We start from the raw sequence: 16,683 nt of genomic DNA on the forward strand, positions 1-16,683 counted from the left end.
AGCTTCGCCGAGACCGCTGAGCCCGGTGCGCCCGGCCCGGTGGTGGCCGCGCCGTGGCTGCGAGAGCCGCGCGCGCCACGGGTGGCGGCGCCACGGGCGGACGCGGCGTCGGCGTCGGCCGTGCCGTTCCCGGACGCGAAGGTGCCCCTGGCTCCCTGCGAGGCGCGGGATGTCTCGGACCCGGTGGTGTGCCGGGGCTCGGCCGGCTGCTCGGGGAGCGTCGCCCCGGAGAGCCGGTGCAGGGCTCCGCGCAACCGGGCCAGCCGGGCGGCGTACGCGTGTTCGCGTGCCAGCGTGCCCGACAGCCAGGCCAGTTCGGACCGCAGCTGGTCGGCCCAGGCGGGGTCGGTCAGCGGGCGGTAGGTGTGCAGCGCGCCGCTGATCCGGCGCGCGGACTGGCGCAGCAGCCGGGCCGCCTCCTCCGCTTCCCCCGCGTCAGAACCGCTCTCGCGGTGCAGGCGGAGGCTGCGCAGGAAGTCTCCGGCCTGCGCGTGCAGATAGCACGCGAGCACCTCGCCCGCCGTCGCCGTCGGAGAGTTCTGGCCGCTGTGTGCCGCCGCCGAACCCATGGCGTAGTCCGTCATTTCGTGTCCCCTGGTACCGGAGGCGGTACCGGTGACGGGTCCTTGCCTGGCCCCCGTAACCTCGACCGCCAGGTCATGTCGCTGTTGAACCACGCCGGCGCCTCCGGGCGTCGATGAGCATCTCCTGTACGTTCCGCAGCGGCCGCCCCTCGGCGTCCACCGCGTGCCGGGTCCATTCGCCGCCGGGGCCCAGATGCCAGGACGCGGTGGAGTCGGACGTCCCGGTCTCCAGCAGCCGGTCGAGCGCGGCACGGTGGGCGGGGTCGGTGACGCGTACGAGCGCCTCGATCCGCCGGTCCAGATTGCGGTGCATCATGTCGGCACTGCCGAGCCATACTTCGGGCTCGCCGCCGTTCCCGAAAGCGAACACGCGCGAGTGCTCCAGGAACCTGCCGAGCACACTGCGCACCCGTATGTTCTCCGAGAGCCCGGCGACACCGGGGCGCAACGCGCAGATACCGCGTACCCACACATCCACCGGCACGCCTGCCCGCGCCGCCCGGTACAGCGCGTCGATGATGGCCTCGTCCACCATCGAGTTGACCTTTATTCGTACATACGCGGGACGCCCCGCCCTGTGGTGCGCCACTTCCTTGGTGATGCGTGAGATGAGGCCGTCGCGCAGCGACTTGGGCGCGACCAGCAGCCGTCGGTAGGTCTCGCGGCGGGAGTAGCCGGAGAGCCGGTTGAACAGGTCGGAGAGGTCGCCGCCGACCTTGGGGTCGGCGGTGAGCAGGCCGAGGTCCTCGTAGAGCCGGGCCGTCTTGGGGTGGTAGTTGCCGGTGCCGACATGCGAGTAGCGGCACAGCTTGTCGCCTTCCTGCCGGACGACGAGCGACAGCTTGCAGTGCGTCTTCAGGCCGACGAGGCCGTAGACGACGTGGCAGCCCGCCTCCTCCAGCTTGCGCGCCCACTTGATGTTGGCCTGCTCGTCGAAGCGCGCCTTGATCTCGACGAGGACGAGCACCTGCTTGCCGGACTCGGCCGCGTCGATGAGCGCGTCCACGATCGGCGAGTCACCGGAGGTGCGGTACAGCGTCTGCTTGATGGCGAGCACATCCGGATCGGCGGCGGCCTGTTCGAGGAACGCCTGAACGGAGGTGGAGAAGGAGTCGTACGGGTGGTGCAGCAGCACATCGCGCTCGCGCAGCGCCGCGAATATGTCGGGCGCCGACGCCGACTCGACCTCGGCGAGATCGCGGTGTGTCCCCGCCACGAACTTCGGGTACTTCAGCTCCGGCCGGTCCAGCCCCGCCACCAGGAACAGCCCGGTCAGGTCCAGCGGCCCAGGCAGCGGATAGACCTCGGCCTCGGACACCTTCAGCTCGCGGACCAGCAGGTCACGAACGTACGGGGCGATGGTCTCCTCGACTTCGAGCCGCACCGGCGGTCCGAAGCGGCGCCGCATCAGCTCCTTCTCCAGGGCCTGGAGGAGGTTCTCGGCGTCGTCCTCCTCCACCTCAAGGTCCTCGTTGCGGGTGACCCGGAACATGTGGTGCGCGAGCACGTCCATGCCGGGGAACAGGTCCTCCAGGTGCGCCGCGATGACGTCCTCAAGCGGGACGTAGCGCTGCGGTGACGCCTCAAGGAACCGATTCAGCAGCGGCGGCACCTTGACCCGCGCGAAGTGGTCGTGGCCGCTCACCGGGTTCCGTACGACGACGGCGAGGTTGAGCGAGAGCCCGGAGATGTACGGGAAGGGGTGCGCCGGGTCCACGGCCAACGGGGTCAGAACGGGGAAGATCTGCTGCCGGAAGAGCGTGAAGAGGCGCTGCTGCTCCTTCTCGGTCAGCTCCGGCCACCGGATGAGGTGCACGCCCTCGTCGGCGAGCGCGGGCGCGATGTCCTGCTGGTAGCACGCGGCGTGCCGGGCCATGAGTTCCCTGGTCCGGTGCCAGATCAGGTCAAGGACCTCGCGCGGCTGGAGACCGGACGCGGAGCGGGTGGCCACGCCCGTCGCGATGCGGCGCTTGAGGCCGGCGACCCGGACCATGAAGAACTCGTCAAGGTTGCTCGCGAAAATCGCGAGGAAATTCGCCCGTTCGAGGAGGGGCGTCGTCGGGTCCTCGGCGAGTTCCAGCACCCGTTCGTTGAACGCCAGCCAGCTGCGCTCCCGGTCCAGGAACCGGCCCTGCGGCAGCTCGTCGCCGTCCTGCGCCTCGTACGCGTCCTGGTCGGAGTCGAGATCGGGGTCGAGCTCCCGTACCGGAGGAGCCCCTACGGCGTGCGGCCGGTGTGCGGCGATGGAGCCGATGGACGGCTGCGGCCCTGGGCGCACGTCCATCCCCGGGTCCTGCTCCTCGGCGTGGGAGTGGACGCTGGTTTCGCGAGGGTATGGGCCGCGTTCCCCGGAAGACTGCTGCATGACCTTATTCTTCCGCGTCTCGGGCCCCAGGGGCTCGGCGGAAGCCTGCGGAGCTGGGTGAAGCCTCCGGTTCGCGGCATTGGGCACGGCGGGCTGCATTCAGCGATATTCGCAAGCGACATTGAATCGCCGGTAACGCGCACATGGCTGTCAGGCAAGCGGGTCCCCTCGCCGGGGTGGCCGACACGCGTGTGACCTCCCGTGCCGCACACCGCCACACCCGTATCTCAGCGGCTCTGCCGCGCCTTCCGCCCCCACCCGCTCGGGCGAGGCGACATGGGCGACCGCCGGGCAGCGTAGCCGTGGGAGGCGGCGCGCGCATCCGCCCGGACATGCGGTCACACGTTCGCAGAGTCGCGCGTTCGAGTAGCCGCGATCGCGGACAGTGCAGACAGTGCAGACAGCCCAGATAATCCAACCAACCCGGACAGCTCAGTCATCCCACGGCCGCGGGTCGAGCGCTGTCTCCCCGTGCGACGGGGCCGAGATCTGTACGGCGCGGGGCCGGGCGTGCGTACGCCACGGCCACGACGTCCGTGCGCGACGAGCTCCGCGTCCGTACGCCACAGGCTCCGGAGTCCGTACCCGCCACGAGCTCCGCGTCCGTACGCCACGGGGCTGACGTCAGTACGTCACGGTGATCCGCCGCGCCCGGCCGTCCACTCGCGCCGCACCGCCGTAGGGGATCACCAGCTGGGGATCGGTGTGGCCGAAGTCCACGTCGAAGACGGCGACGGCCTCCGGGGCGTACGCGGCCAGCGCGCGCAGCACCGCGTCGCGCTGCTCGGTGGCGTAGCGCCGTCTGCCCTCGGTGTCGTGCGGTCGCTCGAAGGACCATGCCTTGGCCCGGCCCATCAGCAGGGCGGGGAAGCGGGCCAGGAGGCCGCGCTCGCCCATGCCGCGCAGGATGCGGAAGACCTCCTCCGCGCTGGGCATGTCCTCGGAGGTCTCCAGGAACAGGACGTCGCCTTCGTACGCGGCGGGGTCCCGGGCGATCTCCCGGTCGGCCATCAGCAGCCAGGAGAGGATCTCCAGGTTGCCGCCCCAGGTGCGGCCCTCCACGACGCGCTCGGGCCCGCGCCAGATCCAGCCACCGGCGGGCTCCGACTCCGGCTCGGCCTCGAACGTGGCGGGGTCCGCCCAGTCCCGGTCCGTGTCGCGGTAGCGCTCGGCGGGGCGGAGCTCGTAGGGGCCCGAGGTGAAAAGGGCCGCGCGGACCGAGTCGGCGGTCATGGGGTGGAGGGCGTACGGGCGGCCGATCTCGACCATCACGCTGGCTCCGTGGTAGCCGACGATGCCCAGATTGCGCAGGAACAGCAGCAGGTTGGTGTTGTCGCTCGTTCCGAAGAACGGCTTCGGGTTGGCGCTGAGGAGCTCCCGGTCCAGCAGGGGCAGCACGGTGATCTGGTCGTCGCCGCCGATGGTGGACATCACCGCCTTGATGTCCGGGTCGGCGAACGCGGCGTGGATGTCGTCGGCACGTTCCTGCGGCGTCGAGCCCATCGTCCGAGTCGCCGGGTACTCCACGGGTTCCAGGCCGAATTCGTCGCGCAGCCGCTTCAGTCCGAGTTCGTACGGGAGCGGCAGGACCCCGGCGAGCCCGGAGGAGGGCGAGATGACCGCGACGCGGTCGCCGGGCACGGGCTTGGGCGGGTACGCGGGTGAGATCACGCGGTGAGCGTAGAGGCCAACCTGGCGGCCTGGCCAAGGGTTTCCGAGGGCCCGGGTCCGTCGGTAGGGGTCCGGCCAGGGGGAGCGCAGAAGCCCGTGAGTGCGCGGAAGCTGAAGGCCCTTCGGCGCGAACCCGAGGGTGCGACGCACCGATTCTGGGGGCGGGACCCGCGGGTTTGAGGCCCCCTCACGGGGTCGGCTTCGGCCACCTGCCCCGGTAGCGCCCATGCGGAGTCCGCCTATCGCATCGCGGTCCCCTCCCGACTGGCCAGTGGAGTTACTGATTGGCGTCGCGGAGCTTGCGCAGGATCTCGGTCAGCGCGGCTACCTCGTCGGCTGTCAGCATGTCGTGGATGTGGCGTTGGGCCGAGGCCAGCCCGATGGTGCCCCGCCTGCGTGCCTCCGCCAGACCTTCCTCGGTCAGCGTGACGAGGGTGGCGCGCCGGTCGTTCGGATGCGCACTGCGGGTCACCAGACCGTGCTTCTCCGCCGTGTCCAGGAGGCGGGTGGTCCGGGTCGTGCTGGTGGCCAGCGCGCGCGTGATGTCCACCGTGCGCAGTGCGTGGCCGGGGGTTCGCGCGAGACGGAAGAGCAGGTCGGAGATCGACGCGTCGGTGTCGCCGGCTGGGCTGACCTCCGCGTCGATGCGCCTGGTCACGGCCAGATATGCCTCGCGGAGCATCCCGTAGGCGTCCCAGCGGGGGTCATTGAAGAGTTCGCCCATCGATTCCTCCTTGCGGGATCATCCCGATCGGTAGTAAATTCGGGACTGTCCCGCTCGGGACAATATTGCCATATCGATGGAGACTGCCATGACCGCTTACGCGCTGTTCGACAACATCGAGGTCACCGACCCGGCCAAGCTGGCCGAGTACTCAGCGCGCGTGCGCGAGGTGGTGGAGAGGCACGGCGGCCGCTACCTCGCCGTCGGCGGGCAGGCCGACACGGTGGAGGGCGGGCCTGTGCTGACCTATCCCGTCCTCATGGAGTTTCCCGACCTGGAGACGGCGCACCGCTGGTACGACGCGCCCGATTACCAGGAGCTCAAGGCGCTGAGGCAGTCGGGATCAAGGGCGAACGCGACCTTCTACGAGACCGCGCCCTCCGACCTGCTGGCCGGCTAGCGGCGATTCCGGCGGTCTCCGCCGGGCGCCGGTGGAGCGCGATCCGGGCTCAGAAGAACTCGCGGAATATCGCACAGTACGCACGCCGCGACTCAGGCCCCGAGAGCCGGAACGGAAAGCCGGACCCGGAAGCCGGAATCAGGAAGCCGGAATCAGGAAGCCAGAACGGGAAGAGAGCGGGGGGCGGGCCAGGGCGGCTCAGGTCTCCGTGCGGTACATGAGGTCGGTCTCGTACGTGACGAAGCCCAGCCGCTCGTACACCGTGACGGCCGGGACGTTGTCGGCATCGACATACAGCATCGCGGTGGGCAGCCCGCTCGCCGCCAGATGCCGCAGGCCGGTCGCCGTCAGCGCCTTGCCGAGGCCGCTGCCCTGCTCATCGGGGTGCACACCCACCACGTACACCTCGCCAAGGCGCTCCGCGCTGTGCACCTTCGTCCAGTGGAAACCGACGAGCCGACCGCCCCGTTCCGCCAGGAAGAAGCCCGCCGGGTCGAACCACGCCTCGCCCTCGCGGTCGTCCAGGTCGCGCTGGGTCAGCGAGCCCTGCTCGGGGTGGTGGGCGAACGCCGCCGCGTTCACCGCCAGCCACGCCTCGTCGTCCTCGCCCGGCCGGAAGGTCCGTACGGTCACGCCCGAGGGCAGCACCGGCTCGGCGATGTCCAAGGTGGCGAGGTCGCCCAGGGGGCGGCGGAGCTGGCGCAGTTCGCGGAAGAGCGTCAGGCCGAGCACCTGCGCGAGGTGCCGCGCCGAAGGGTGCCCGCCGTGCGCCCACACCCGCAGCCTCTTCCCCGACTCGCCCAGCAGCGCGTTCCCCAGGGCGCGGCCGTGGCCCTGGCTGCGCTGCCCGGAGTGCACCACCAGCTCGGCGGCCGGGGCCTCCACCGGGTCGGTGTCCTCCAGTTGCGCGTACCCGGCCAGGCTTCCGGCGGCATCCCGCAGCACCAGATGGCGTACGCCCTCCCGGCTGCCGCCGCGCAACCGCAGCCTGCCCTGCTCCGAGACGGCTTGCTGCCCGTCGTTCCGTGCGGCCTCCTCGATGAGGCCGAGGACATCGCGCGCCACTTCGGGCGTCAGCTCGTCCGCGATCTCGATCCGCCGCTCCTGGCCCGGCTCCTGCACCACGTCAGTCATGCGCTGAGCCTACGACTTGGCGGCACGTCGGCCCGCCTTCGGCCCCGCGTCACCTCAGGAGGAGGGGGGACGGGACCTCGCCGGGAGGGCCGCCGCCACGTTCCGCGCAGGGGCGGGGACGAACCCGTGCCATGTGACCAGACGCAAGGCGCAACCAGCTCGTAACCTCAACCCCCCTGCCACGCTACGCGCGTCAACCGTAAGCTGCCGCCGACCACCCGAGTACCCGCGCGCGAGCGCGCGTGACCGCGTGCGACCGTCCGCTGTTGTTCCGTGAAGGGGAGCCCATGCCAGCCACACCACACCGGCGCCGCGCCGCGCGCAGACTGACCGCCACCGCCGCGGTACTGGCCGCCGCGGCGGGCGTGCTGTCGGCCGCACTGCCCGCGGGCGCCGACACCGACGACGCCGCGGCCCGCCACCCGCACGGTTCGAAGGGCCGGACCGTCGACGTCCAGCTGCTCTCCTTCAACGACCTGCACGGCAACCTCGAACCCCCGCAGGGCTCGTCGGGCACCGTCACCGAGAAGCAGCCGGACGGCACCACGAAGGCCATCCCGGCGGGTGGCGCCGAGTACCTGGCCACCTCGCTCCGCAAGGCACGCGCCGGCCACCCGTACTCCGTGACGGCCGCGGGCGGCGACATGATCGGCGCCAGCCCGCTGCTCTCCGGACTCTTCCACGACGAGCCGAGCATCGAGGCGCTGAACAAGCTCGGCCTCGACGTGTCGGCCGTCGGCAACCACGAGTTCGACGAGGGCGCCAAGGAACTCGCCCGCATGCAGAACGGCGGCTGCCACCCGAAGGAAGGCTGCTACGAGAAGGGCAAGACGTTCCCCGGTGCGGACTTCCCCTACCTCGCGGCCAATGTGACCAGCGAGAAGACCGGCAAGCCCCTCCTCAAGCCGTACACCGTGTGGAAGCACAGGGGCGTGAAGATCGGCTTCATCGGCGTCACGCTCGAAGGCACCCCTGACATCGTCACGGCCGAGGGCGTCAAGGGCCTGAAGTTCCACGACGAGGTCGAGACGATCAACAAGTACACCAAGGAACTGAACCGCAAGGGCGTGAAGTCGGTCGTCGCGCTCATCCACGAGGGCGGCATGCCCGCCTCCTCCTCGTACAACTACGACTGCGACAGCGGCGGCCCCGGCGACGGCATCTCGGGGCCGATCGTCGACATCGCCAAGAAGGTGTCCCCGAAGGTCGACGCGCTGGTCACCGGGCACACACACCAGGCGTACGCGTGCACGATCCCGGACCCGGCGGGCATGCCGCGCACCGTCACCTCCGCCGCTTCCTTCGGCCGCCTCTACACCGACACGACGCTGACGTACGACCGCCGCACCCACGACATCGTGCGCACCAGCGTGAAGTCCGCCAACCACGTGGTGGACCGGGAACAGCCCAAGGCGAAGGACATCACGTCGCTCATCGAGCGCTGGAACAAGCTCGCCGCGCCGGTCGCGAACAAGCCCGTCGGCTATGTCTCCGCCGAGATCCCAGGGCGTGGAGCCACCACGTACGAGACGCCGCTGGGTGACGTGATCACCGACGCGCAGCTCGAAGCGCTCGCCCCGGCCGACAAGGGCGGCGCCCAGATCGCCCTGATGAACCCGGGCGGCGTCCGCTCCGACCTGGCGTACAAGGCGTCGGGCGGCGAGGGCGACGGCGTGGTGACGTACGGCGAGGCGTTCACGGTGCAGCCGTTCACCAACATGATGAACGTGCTCGACCTGACCGGCGAGCAGCTGCTCACCACGCTGCGGCAGCAGGTCAGCGGCGCGAACGGGGCGTCCCCGAAGGTCCTCCAGGTCTCCAGGGGGTTCACGTACACCCTCGACCTGACGAAGACCGGCGCGGACCGGATCGTCACGGACTCGGTCAAGCTGAACGGTGAGCCGATCGACCCGAAGAAGACCTACCGGGTCGCGATGAACGAGTTCCTGGCCGGTGGCGGCGACGGCTTCCCGGTCCTGAAGGAAGGCAAGAACAAGCTCGTCGGTGCGTCCGACCTGGATGTCCTGGTCGCGTACCTCAAGGCGCACTCCACGCCGGACGCGCCGCTGGCCCCGCCGAAGGCGGACCGCATCACGATAGTGAAGTAGGAGGGGCGCGGCAGGCTGTCGGCAGCCCGTAGTCGGCGGCGGACAACCGACAGCCTGTATCCGGCGTCCGGCAGCCGACAGCCGCAACGGCAGCTCGCTGTCGATGGGGCGGCGGCCCGGGGAAAGGTCCCTGGGCCGCCGCCGTTTCGTTCCCCGCGGTCAGGCCGCGGTCACGCCGCCGGCTTGGTGCGGACGAACGAGTCGGGTGCGCCGTCGTTCCAGTTCGGGGTGAGCTTCTCGCCGCCGCCACTGACCGCGTACATGCCGTGCATGGTCTCGCCACCGCAGGTGAGGCTGACAGCCTTGCCGCCGCCGACGCTTCCCGAGCAGCTCTTGCCTCCGGCCGCCGCGGAGAGGGCGCTGCCGTTGACGTTATTGGGTTGCCGTGTGCGGGACCCGCTGCTGGAGTGAGCGGATGGATCACACTGAGGTATTGGCGACATTCGACCACCAGATGCGACAGAACGTACGCCCCGACGGTCCCGAGACCCGGGTCGAACGGGTTGCATCGGGACAGCGGGGCGGGCGGGGCGGCGCGGGCGCGGTGGTGCGGCAAGTCAGCACCGAGGACGGCTGGAACGGCGTCCTGTGGTCGGACCTCGACCAGGACACGGCCGAGGCGGCCATCGCCGAGCAGATCGCGTACTTCACCTCGCTGAACCGCGCGTTCGAGTGGAAGCTGTACGCCCACGACCAGCCCGGTGACCTCGCCGAACGGCTGCTGACCGCCGGCTTTCTGCCCGAGCCGGAGGAGACGCTGATGGTCGCCGAGGCCGCAGAGCTACCGGCCGCCGTCACACTGCCCGCCGGCGTCCAACTGCGTCCCGTGACCGGCCCGGCCGACGTGGAACTGGTGGCCGACGTCCACGAGCAGGCATTCGGCACGGACCGTACGCACCTGAGAAACCGGCTCCTGTCCCAACTGGCCGAGGACTCCGGCACGGTCGTCGCAGCGCTGGCCATGGCGGGCGGCGAACCGGTCTGCGCGGCCCGCATGGAAACGCACCCCGGCACGGACTTCGCCAGCCTCTGGGGCGGCGGCACGGTGAAAGCCTGGCGCGGCAAGGGCATCTACCGCGCCCTGGTCGCCTTCCGCACCCAGATCGCCATCGACCACGGCTACCGCTACCTCCAGGTCGACGCCTCCGACCAGAGCCGCCCGATCCTGCAACAGCTGGGCTTCGCACCGCTGTGCGTGACGACGCCGTACATCTACGCGCCGTAGCCGGGGGTACGGCGCCGCGCCCTGGGCCTCCACCTCCCGTGGGTGGCCGCCTTCGGCTCAGCGGTACCCGGTGGCGTCGGCGGGCTTGCCCTTGTCCTGGACCTCGACGAGGTACCGCCAGGCGTCCGGCCGGCTCCCGTCCAGATCGGTGAAGCCGTACTCCCGCGCGAGCCGGCCACTGGACACCGAGCCGCCGTTCCAGCGGTACACCTCCGGGTCGGCGGCGAGAGCGGCGACGGCGCGCCCGGTATACGCCGGGGTCTCGGAGATGCAGAAGTGCGGCTGGGCCTCCAGCGCGTCCCGCCAGTTGTCCTCGGTCACCCCGTAGTGGCTGAGCATCATCTCGGAGCGCATCCACCCCGGCGTCAGCGCCACGGCGGTCGCGCCCCGCGGCCCCAGCTCGTGCCCCAGCGAAAAGGCCATCCGGAGTACGGCGGTCTTGGCGAGGTCGTAGAAGAACGAGACCCGGTACGTGTCCCGGTTGTACTCGGCCGTGCCGTCCGTCATCTCGACCACAAGCCCACCGGGCGTACGCAGCAGAAGCGGCAGCGCGTAATGGCTGGTGATCGCGTGCGTGTCCACCGCGAGGCGCAGCAGCCGCAACCCGTTGTCGAGGTCGTGCTCCCAGACCGGGACGTCCCACTCGAAGAGGAGTTCACCGCCCCAGATGTCGTTGACCAGCACATCGAGCCTGCCCTGTTCCCGCTCGACGCGCTCCACAAGGGCCCGGACCTGGTCCGGAACCAGATGATCCGTCGGCACGGCGATCCCGACCCCACCCGCCGCCGTCACGAGGTCGGCGGTGTCCTCGATCGTCTCGGCCCGGTCATACTCCGAACGCCGCTCCCGCGTGCTGCGCCCCGTCACATACACCGTGGCCCCAGCCGCGCCCAACTCGACCGCCGTCCCCCGCCCCGCACCCCGCGTCGCCCCCGCGACGAGTGCGACCTTGCCTTCGAGTGCTGCTCCCATGTCCGTCCTCCTCCTACGCCCGTGCTGCCCGTGCCATCCGTGCTGGCTGCGATAGCTGCACGTCATGTGCCCGTCTGTCCGTATCCCCGAGGGTGCCGATTCCTTCCGGCTCTCGGCGCCAGGACGAGCGTGTCGCGGAATCAGGACAGGGTGTGTCGTATATGCGGGAGGGATTTGAGGGGGGGTGCCCTCGGGCGGGGTTCTGGGGCCGGTTCGCTCTATCGTGAGCCGCTGCGAGCGAAGTGATCAAGCCTGCCCGCCTTGGCGTGCGCTATGAACGCCCGGAGGACGTCGGGGGTGGTCGTGAGGATCACGCTTGGGGCGTCGCTTTCACGGAGCTTGAGGCAACCGCCCTCAGCGGGGGCGACATTGAGGCAGTTCGAGGAGTCTCCGCTGAAGGAGGACTTCCGCCAGTCATACATGGGCACGATTCTGACCTCTCAAATGTCCTGGGCAATACGGTGAATGAACTCACGGGATGCCGCCGGATTGAGCGCGCTGCTCTCCATGCGGTTAAGCACAGTCTGATACTTGGCCAGCTCCGCCTCAGCGTCCAGGAACTCGCAGCCGTGATGGATGTCAAGCTGGACTGTGTCCAGTTGAGGCACTACGCCGCGTACGTAGTCGATCGGCTGACCGTTGCCAGCGAACCCGCCGCGCCCGAATGGAATGACCACCACTTTGACGTTCGTTTGCTCGCCCATGGCGATGAGGTGGTTGAGCTGCGCACGGGCCGTAGCCGATCCTCCGAACCGCATCCGCAAAGCCGCCTCGTGGATGATCGCCGTATACGGTGTCGGAGTTTCTCGGTGAAGGATTCCCTGCCGCTTGATCCGATGCGATAGCCGATGTTCGACCTCATAGGCCCTCATCGGCGGTACTACTTCGTCGAACAGCGCGCGAGCGTGATCGGTAGTTTGCAGTAGGGCGGGCATGTGGATCGCCAGGCACACCCGCAACTCAACGGCATGGTGTTCCAACTCCGCCAGATCGTTGAGTGCGGCGGGCAGAAACTCGCTGTACTCCTCCCACCACCCCCGCGTACGGCCGCCCGTCATGGCGGCCAAGGCGTCTACCAGGGCTTGATCCGCGCATGAGTAGCTGTGGGCCATCGCGCGGACCCGGTCCGCGCTGACCGCGTACCGGCCGCCCTCGATCATGCTCATGCGCGCCTGCTGAAAGCCGAGGCGAGCGGCGGCCTCGGTGGAGGACAAGCCCGCTCGCTCTCGGAGTTTGCGCAGCTCAGCACCAAGTCGGCGCTGCCTCAGTGTCGGAGTGTTACTCGGCGGCATACGTCTCCCCTGCACAGTCGCGCTCAGCGCTCCGCTGTCACCCACAAGGGGTCAATTCAGAGTTCTATCACTGAACGGCTATTAGAACTATCACAGAGTGCTCTACCGTAAGCATCAAGCCACCCCAACTGGCCCGCCAAGCAACCGGAAGCGCACCGTCTGGGCGTGAGCAGGCAGCCGCCCCGGCGACATGGACACCGCTCGGCACTGGCCAACTCCACCTCCCGACAGGAGACTTCCATGGCCACCGTATCCCCGCAGGGCCCCTGGTCGGAGCCGTCCGACGACGAGGGAGGCGACGATGTCGGCAAGGACAGCAGGGACAGCAGGGACAGCAACAAGCCCTGGGCCTACACATTGCGACTCCCGCACGACGCGCGGTCGGCCCGGATCGCCCGGGCGACATTGCGTGCGGTTCTCCATGGGCACGGGATGGAAGAACGTACCGACGTGGCCGGGCTGTTGGCGTCCGAGCTGGTCACCCACGCGTACCGGCACTCGGACGGGCCGATCCGGATCAAGCTGCGCAGCATGGAGGGTGACTGCCTGCGGATCAGTGTGTACGACACCAACCCGACCATCCCGCCGCCCTTCAACCGGGCACCGCGCCAGGGCGAGCGCGCTGCCGCGCTGTTCGATGCGGCTGCCTGTACGGGGGCGACGTGCGGGCGCGGGTTGATCCTCGTCCGGATGTGCGCGGACAACTGGGTCGGGTCCACGCTCGCTGAGGCACTGTTCGGCATGAGCGGCAAGCTTCTGTGGTTCGAGCTCGACTCGCCGAAAGACGCCTTCGACATTGCCGCGTAGCCTCAGCGGTACAGCAGTTGGTGCAGAATCGGCCGCATGAAACCGATCGCGCACACCACGTACGGAGCGGTACTCGGCGCCACTGTGGGCGGTGTCAGCGCGTTCAAGGGGATTCCCTACGCGGCCCCGCTGGAGGGGCCACGGCGGTTTCAGGCGCCGCAGCCGCCGCCATCGTGGGACGGCGTGCGGGACGCCACGGCCTTCGGGCCGCCGACCCCGCAGGGCGGCAGGAGCCCTCAGGCGCCGTCCCTCTGGTCGCCCGGGGACGGCGCGGACTGTCTCAGTGTCAATGTCTGGACGCCGGACGCGGGCGGCTCCGGGCTGCCGGTCATGGTCTGGCTCCACGGCGGGATGTATCTGGTCGGCGCGTCCAGCCAGTACGAGTACGACGGCACGCTGCTGGCCCAGGGCGGAGCCGTCATCGTGTCGCTCAACTACCGGCTCGGCTTCCAGGGCTTCGGCTGGCTGCCGGACGCGCCGGACAACCGTGGCTTCCTCGACCAGCTCGCCGCGCTGCACTGGGTGCGGGAGAACATCGCGCGTTTCGGCGGCGATCCGGACAACGTGACCATCTTCGGGCAGTCGGCGGGAGCAGGGGCCGTGGCCGCGCTGACCGCCGCCGACGCCGGGCGCGGCCTCTTCCGGCGTGCGATCGGCCAGAGCGTTCCCGGCCGCTTCCTGAGCGTGGCGCAGGCGCAGCGCGTCAGTGAGAAGGTCACGGCGGCGCTCGGGGTTCCCGCCACGGCCGAGGGGCTGGCCGGGGTCGCGGCCGAACGGCTCATCCAGGCTCAGGTGCCGCCCGGCAGCGGTGGCACACCGTACGGGCCTGTCATCGACGGCGACCTCGTCCGCGACCACGCCTGGCGCGGGCTGCGCGCGGAGGTGGACCTGGTCACCGGCTTCAACCGGGACGAGTTCCGCGTCTTCGCCCACGGGCAGGACCTGAGCGGCGTGGACCCCGTCGAGACGGCGCGCTCCTTCGGGCTGCCGCCGTCCGCCGTCGCCGACTACCGGGCGGCCAATCCCCGCATATCCGCCGCTGACCTGCACCTGCTGATCTCCTCGGACGCGGTCTTCCGGATGCCGTCCCTGTGGTGCGCCCAGGAGCACCCTGGCCGCAGCTACTGCTACGAACTCACCTATCCGTCACCGGCGTACGACGGGGCGCTCGGCGCCTGCCACTGCCTTGACGTGCTCCTCGTCTTCGGCAACGCGCGCGGCGGAATGGCCGACTGGGTGCTCGCCGGTCATCCGCTACCCGCCGATGCCTTGGATCTGTCGCGGCGGATGCGCGCCAGCTGGCTCGCCTTCGCCACCACCGGCGACCCGGGCTGGCCGCCGTACGAGGCGGGCTCGGAGCTGGTCCAGATCTGGGATCTTCCGCCGCTGGTCGCCGCCGATCCGGAGGCCGTTTCCCGCAAGGTGTGGGAGGCCCACAGGTGACCTGGCGGCGCCTTGAGGCTGAGTCCGGGGTCCGCCATGGGGCGGAGGGTGATCATCGCGTGGGCTGACGTGCGGGCGGCGCCCCGGCGTAAGCATGGGACGCGTGCAGCATCCACCGCTTGGCCCCAGCGACCAGCCGCAGGCATCATCACCGTCCCCACGGCTACGCCAACCGTCCTCGTCCCCGTACCCGTACCCGTCATCGTTGCCGGTGTCCGTGCGCGGCCGGGGGCTGGCGCCCGGTTCGCAGCGCATCGCGGTCGCGCGCAAGGTGCTGTGCGGCTTCGCCATCACCGCGTGCCTGCCGTATCTCTTCCTCAAGCTCGCGTGGGTGTGCGGAAGCGGTGTGGGAGTGGCCGACGACACCGCCAACGACGCGACAACTCGTACGCTCAACGCCCTGACCTTCGGGATGGACGCCATCGCGGTCGTCATCGCGCTCGCCCTCGTCCGGCCCTGGGGACGGCGGTTGCCCGCCTGGCTGCCGGTTCTGCCGATGTGGATCGCGACCGGGCTGCTCGGTTCGATCGTGGCGGCCGTTCCCGTCCATGCCGTCGTGGCGGCGTTCGGTGTCGAGTCCGCCGTGGACGGTGGCTCGCCATCCGGCGGCGGAGGCGGGAACGGGGGTGACGCGGGGGAGGACGCCGACAGCGGCATGGCCACCTGGGCGTCGGTGGCCATCTACGGTGGCTTCGCCGCGCAGGGGATGACGCTGATCCCGCTGTTCGGGTTCTACGTCTGGGAACGCTGGGGGGATGTCCTGCGGGGCCGGATCGGCGATCTGGTCGACAGCCCGACGCGTCCGGTGCAGCGGCTGGGCGCGGTGACAGCCGCCGCGCTCGCGACGGCGACGTCCGGGGCGCGCCTGTTCTGGGTGACCGGCGGTAACATCGGGATCTCCCCGGCCATGGCGGACAGCCGTACGACCTTCGCCTTCGTCCTGGACATCGTGTTGACCGGCATGGGGCTCGCCGCAGCCCTCGGTGTGCTGCTGCTCGCCTTCCGGCCCTCCCGCGCCGCGCGGCGGCCTCTGCTGCTGCCGCTCGCGCTCGCGTGGTGCGGGGCGGGGGCACTGGTGGGCTGGGGCGGCTGGCTGTCGATCGCCGCGCTCGTCCCGCCGGGTGAGGACGCGCCGGGCGGGAGCGACCACGCCTTCAGCGCGTTCGCCCAACTGACGTATTCGGTGCAGCTGCTGGCCGGTGTTCTCGTGCTCGTGGTGGGCGCGGTGGTGCTGGCCGAGCGCGCGGCGACCATCCGCGCGACGGCGCCCCGGCGCGACGGAGTCCTGGGCACCCGCGAACCCAGAGCCGGTGACCCGGGAGACGGTGAGCTGGGAGCCGGTGACCCGCAGGAGACGGTGACCCTGGCGACCGCAACTCGGGCCAATAAGTCCGCTGCCGGATAATCTGTCACGGATCGACTCGCTATGCTGGCGGCATGACCGCCATGGCACCCGCTCGCACCGAACCGGACCTCTCCTTCCTCCTCGACCACACCAGCCACGTGCTGCGGACCCGGATGTCGGCCGCGCTCGCAGAGATCGGGCTCACAGCGCGGATGCACTGTGTACTGGTGCACGCCCTGGAAGAGGAGCGCACCCAGATCCAGCTCGCCGAGATCGGCGACATGGACAAGACCACGATGGTGGTGACGGTGGACGCCCTGGAGAAGGCCGGGCTGGCCGAGCGGCGGCCGTCCGCCAAGGACCGCCGGGCCCGGATCATCGCGGTGACCGAGGAGGGCGCCCGGATCGCCGGGCAGAGTCAGGAGATCGTCGACCGCGTACACGAAGAGGCGCTTGGCGCGCTCCCCAGGGGCGAGCGGGAGGTCTTTCTGCGTGCGATGAAGCGCCTGGTCAGCGGGCATCTGGCCGCCCCCGTAGAGCAGCCCGCGACGGTCCGGCGGGCACGTCAGCAGACGAAGTAGCGCCGAAGCAGTACCGAAGTAGCACCGAAGTA

15 protein-coding genes and 1 pseudogene are annotated in these 16,683 nt (G+C 70.2%); 7 read left to right on the forward strand and 9 right to left on the reverse strand.

What is annotated here, in order from left to right:
• Nucleotides 1-194: 194 nt before the first annotated feature.
• The 4 genes and pseudogenes from AC5P1B_RS10610 to AC5P1B_RS10625 all read right to left on the reverse strand — a co-directional run.
• A pseudogene (locus tag AC5P1B_RS10610) lies at nucleotides 195-584 on the reverse strand (CHAD domain-containing protein); the annotation flags it as partial.
• A 73-nt stretch (nucleotides 585-657) separates the two neighbouring features.
• Nucleotides 658-2,868, reverse strand: coding sequence for an RNA degradosome polyphosphate kinase (locus AC5P1B_RS10615; RefSeq protein WP_493886617.1), 2,211 nt, complete (start codon nucleotides 2,866-2,868; stop codon nucleotides 658-660).
• Between the two features lie 705 nt (nucleotides 2,869-3,573).
• Nucleotides 3,574-4,620, reverse strand: a complete 1,047-nt coding sequence (locus tag AC5P1B_RS10620) for a S66 family peptidase (protein WP_493886468.1) — start codon at nucleotides 4,618-4,620, stop codon at nucleotides 3,574-3,576.
• Between the two features lie 277 nt (nucleotides 4,621-4,897).
• Nucleotides 4,898-5,344: a MarR family winged helix-turn-helix transcriptional regulator gene (locus AC5P1B_RS10625; protein ID WP_493886469.1), complete on the reverse strand. Its 447-nt coding sequence runs from the start codon at nucleotides 5,342-5,344 to the stop codon at nucleotides 4,898-4,900.
• Between the two features lie 88 nt (nucleotides 5,345-5,432).
• On the opposite strand from AC5P1B_RS10625, the gene AC5P1B_RS10630 reads away from it, so the two are divergent.
• Nucleotides 5,433-5,744 (forward strand): DUF1330 domain-containing protein, encoded by a 312-nt coding sequence (locus AC5P1B_RS10630; protein WP_493886470.1) that lies wholly within the window; start codon nucleotides 5,433-5,435, stop codon nucleotides 5,742-5,744.
• A 198-nt stretch (nucleotides 5,745-5,942) separates the two neighbouring features.
• Here the strand turns inward: AC5P1B_RS10630 and mshD are convergent, their stop codons facing one another.
• On the reverse strand, nucleotides 5,943-6,878 hold the full coding sequence (gene mshD / locus AC5P1B_RS10635; protein WP_493886471.1) for a mycothiol synthase: 936 nt from the start codon (nucleotides 6,876-6,878) through the stop codon (nucleotides 5,943-5,945).
• 287 nt (nucleotides 6,879-7,165) lie between these two features.
• On the opposite strand from mshD, the gene AC5P1B_RS10640 reads away from it, so the two are divergent.
• Entirely contained in the window at nucleotides 7,166-8,986 is a 1,821-nt protein-coding gene (locus tag AC5P1B_RS10640; RefSeq protein WP_493886472.1) for a bifunctional metallophosphatase/5'-nucleotidase, read from the forward strand.
• Nucleotides 8,987-9,156: 170 nt separating this feature from the next.
• Here the strand turns inward: AC5P1B_RS10640 and AC5P1B_RS10645 are convergent, their stop codons facing one another.
• The gene (locus tag AC5P1B_RS10645) at nucleotides 9,157-9,429 is read right to left on the reverse strand and encodes a hypothetical protein (RefSeq protein WP_493886630.1); all 273 of its coding nucleotides are present in this window, start codon (nucleotides 9,427-9,429) and stop codon (nucleotides 9,157-9,159) included.
• Between AC5P1B_RS10645 and AC5P1B_RS10650 the strand changes: the two genes are divergently transcribed.
• On the forward strand, nucleotides 9,402-10,211 hold the full coding sequence (locus AC5P1B_RS10650; RefSeq protein WP_493886473.1) for a GNAT family N-acetyltransferase: 810 nt from the start codon (nucleotides 9,402-9,404) through the stop codon (nucleotides 10,209-10,211). The two genes, AC5P1B_RS10645 and AC5P1B_RS10650, sit on opposite strands and share 28 nt — an antisense overlap.
• A 57-nt stretch (nucleotides 10,212-10,268) precedes the next feature.
• Here the strand turns inward: AC5P1B_RS10650 and AC5P1B_RS10655 are convergent, their stop codons facing one another.
• From AC5P1B_RS10655 to AC5P1B_RS10665, 3 genes are all read right to left on the reverse strand, one after another.
• On the reverse strand, nucleotides 10,269-11,183 hold the full coding sequence (locus tag AC5P1B_RS10655; protein WP_493886474.1) for an SDR family oxidoreductase: 915 nt from the start codon (nucleotides 11,181-11,183) through the stop codon (nucleotides 10,269-10,271).
• A 218-nt stretch (nucleotides 11,184-11,401) separates the two neighbouring features.
• A complete protein-coding gene (locus tag AC5P1B_RS10660) occupies nucleotides 11,402-11,605 on the reverse strand; it encodes a DUF397 domain-containing protein (protein WP_493886475.1) in 204 nt (67 codons plus the stop codon).
• 18 nt (nucleotides 11,606-11,623) lie between these two features.
• Nucleotides 11,624-12,475, reverse strand: a complete 852-nt coding sequence (locus AC5P1B_RS10665; RefSeq protein WP_493886476.1) for a helix-turn-helix domain-containing protein — start codon at nucleotides 12,473-12,475, stop codon at nucleotides 11,624-11,626.
• 240 nt (nucleotides 12,476-12,715) lie between these two features.
• On the opposite strand from AC5P1B_RS10665, the gene AC5P1B_RS10670 reads away from it, so the two are divergent.
• The 4 genes from AC5P1B_RS10670 (at nucleotide 12,716) to AC5P1B_RS10685 (ending at nucleotide 16,651) form a co-directional block, all read left to right on the forward strand.
• On the forward strand, nucleotides 12,716-13,282 hold the full coding sequence (locus AC5P1B_RS10670; RefSeq protein WP_493886477.1) for an ATP-binding protein: 567 nt from the start codon (nucleotides 12,716-12,718) through the stop codon (nucleotides 13,280-13,282).
• A 36-nt stretch (nucleotides 13,283-13,318) separates the two neighbouring features.
• Nucleotides 13,319-14,725 (forward strand): carboxylesterase/lipase family protein, encoded by a 1,407-nt coding sequence (locus AC5P1B_RS10675; RefSeq protein ID WP_493886478.1) that lies wholly within the window; start codon nucleotides 13,319-13,321, stop codon nucleotides 14,723-14,725.
• A gap of 205 nt (nucleotides 14,726-14,930) precedes the next feature.
• A complete protein-coding gene (locus tag AC5P1B_RS10680) occupies nucleotides 14,931-16,130 on the forward strand; it encodes a hypothetical protein (RefSeq protein WP_493886479.1) in 1,200 nt (399 codons plus the stop codon).
• Between the two features lie 32 nt (nucleotides 16,131-16,162).
• Nucleotides 16,163-16,651 (forward strand): MarR family winged helix-turn-helix transcriptional regulator, encoded by a 489-nt coding sequence (locus AC5P1B_RS10685; protein WP_493886480.1) that lies wholly within the window; start codon nucleotides 16,163-16,165, stop codon nucleotides 16,649-16,651.
• The last annotated feature ends 32 nt before the right edge of the window (nucleotides 16,652-16,683 follow it).

The organism is Streptomyces sp. A01, from assembly GCF_059026195.1.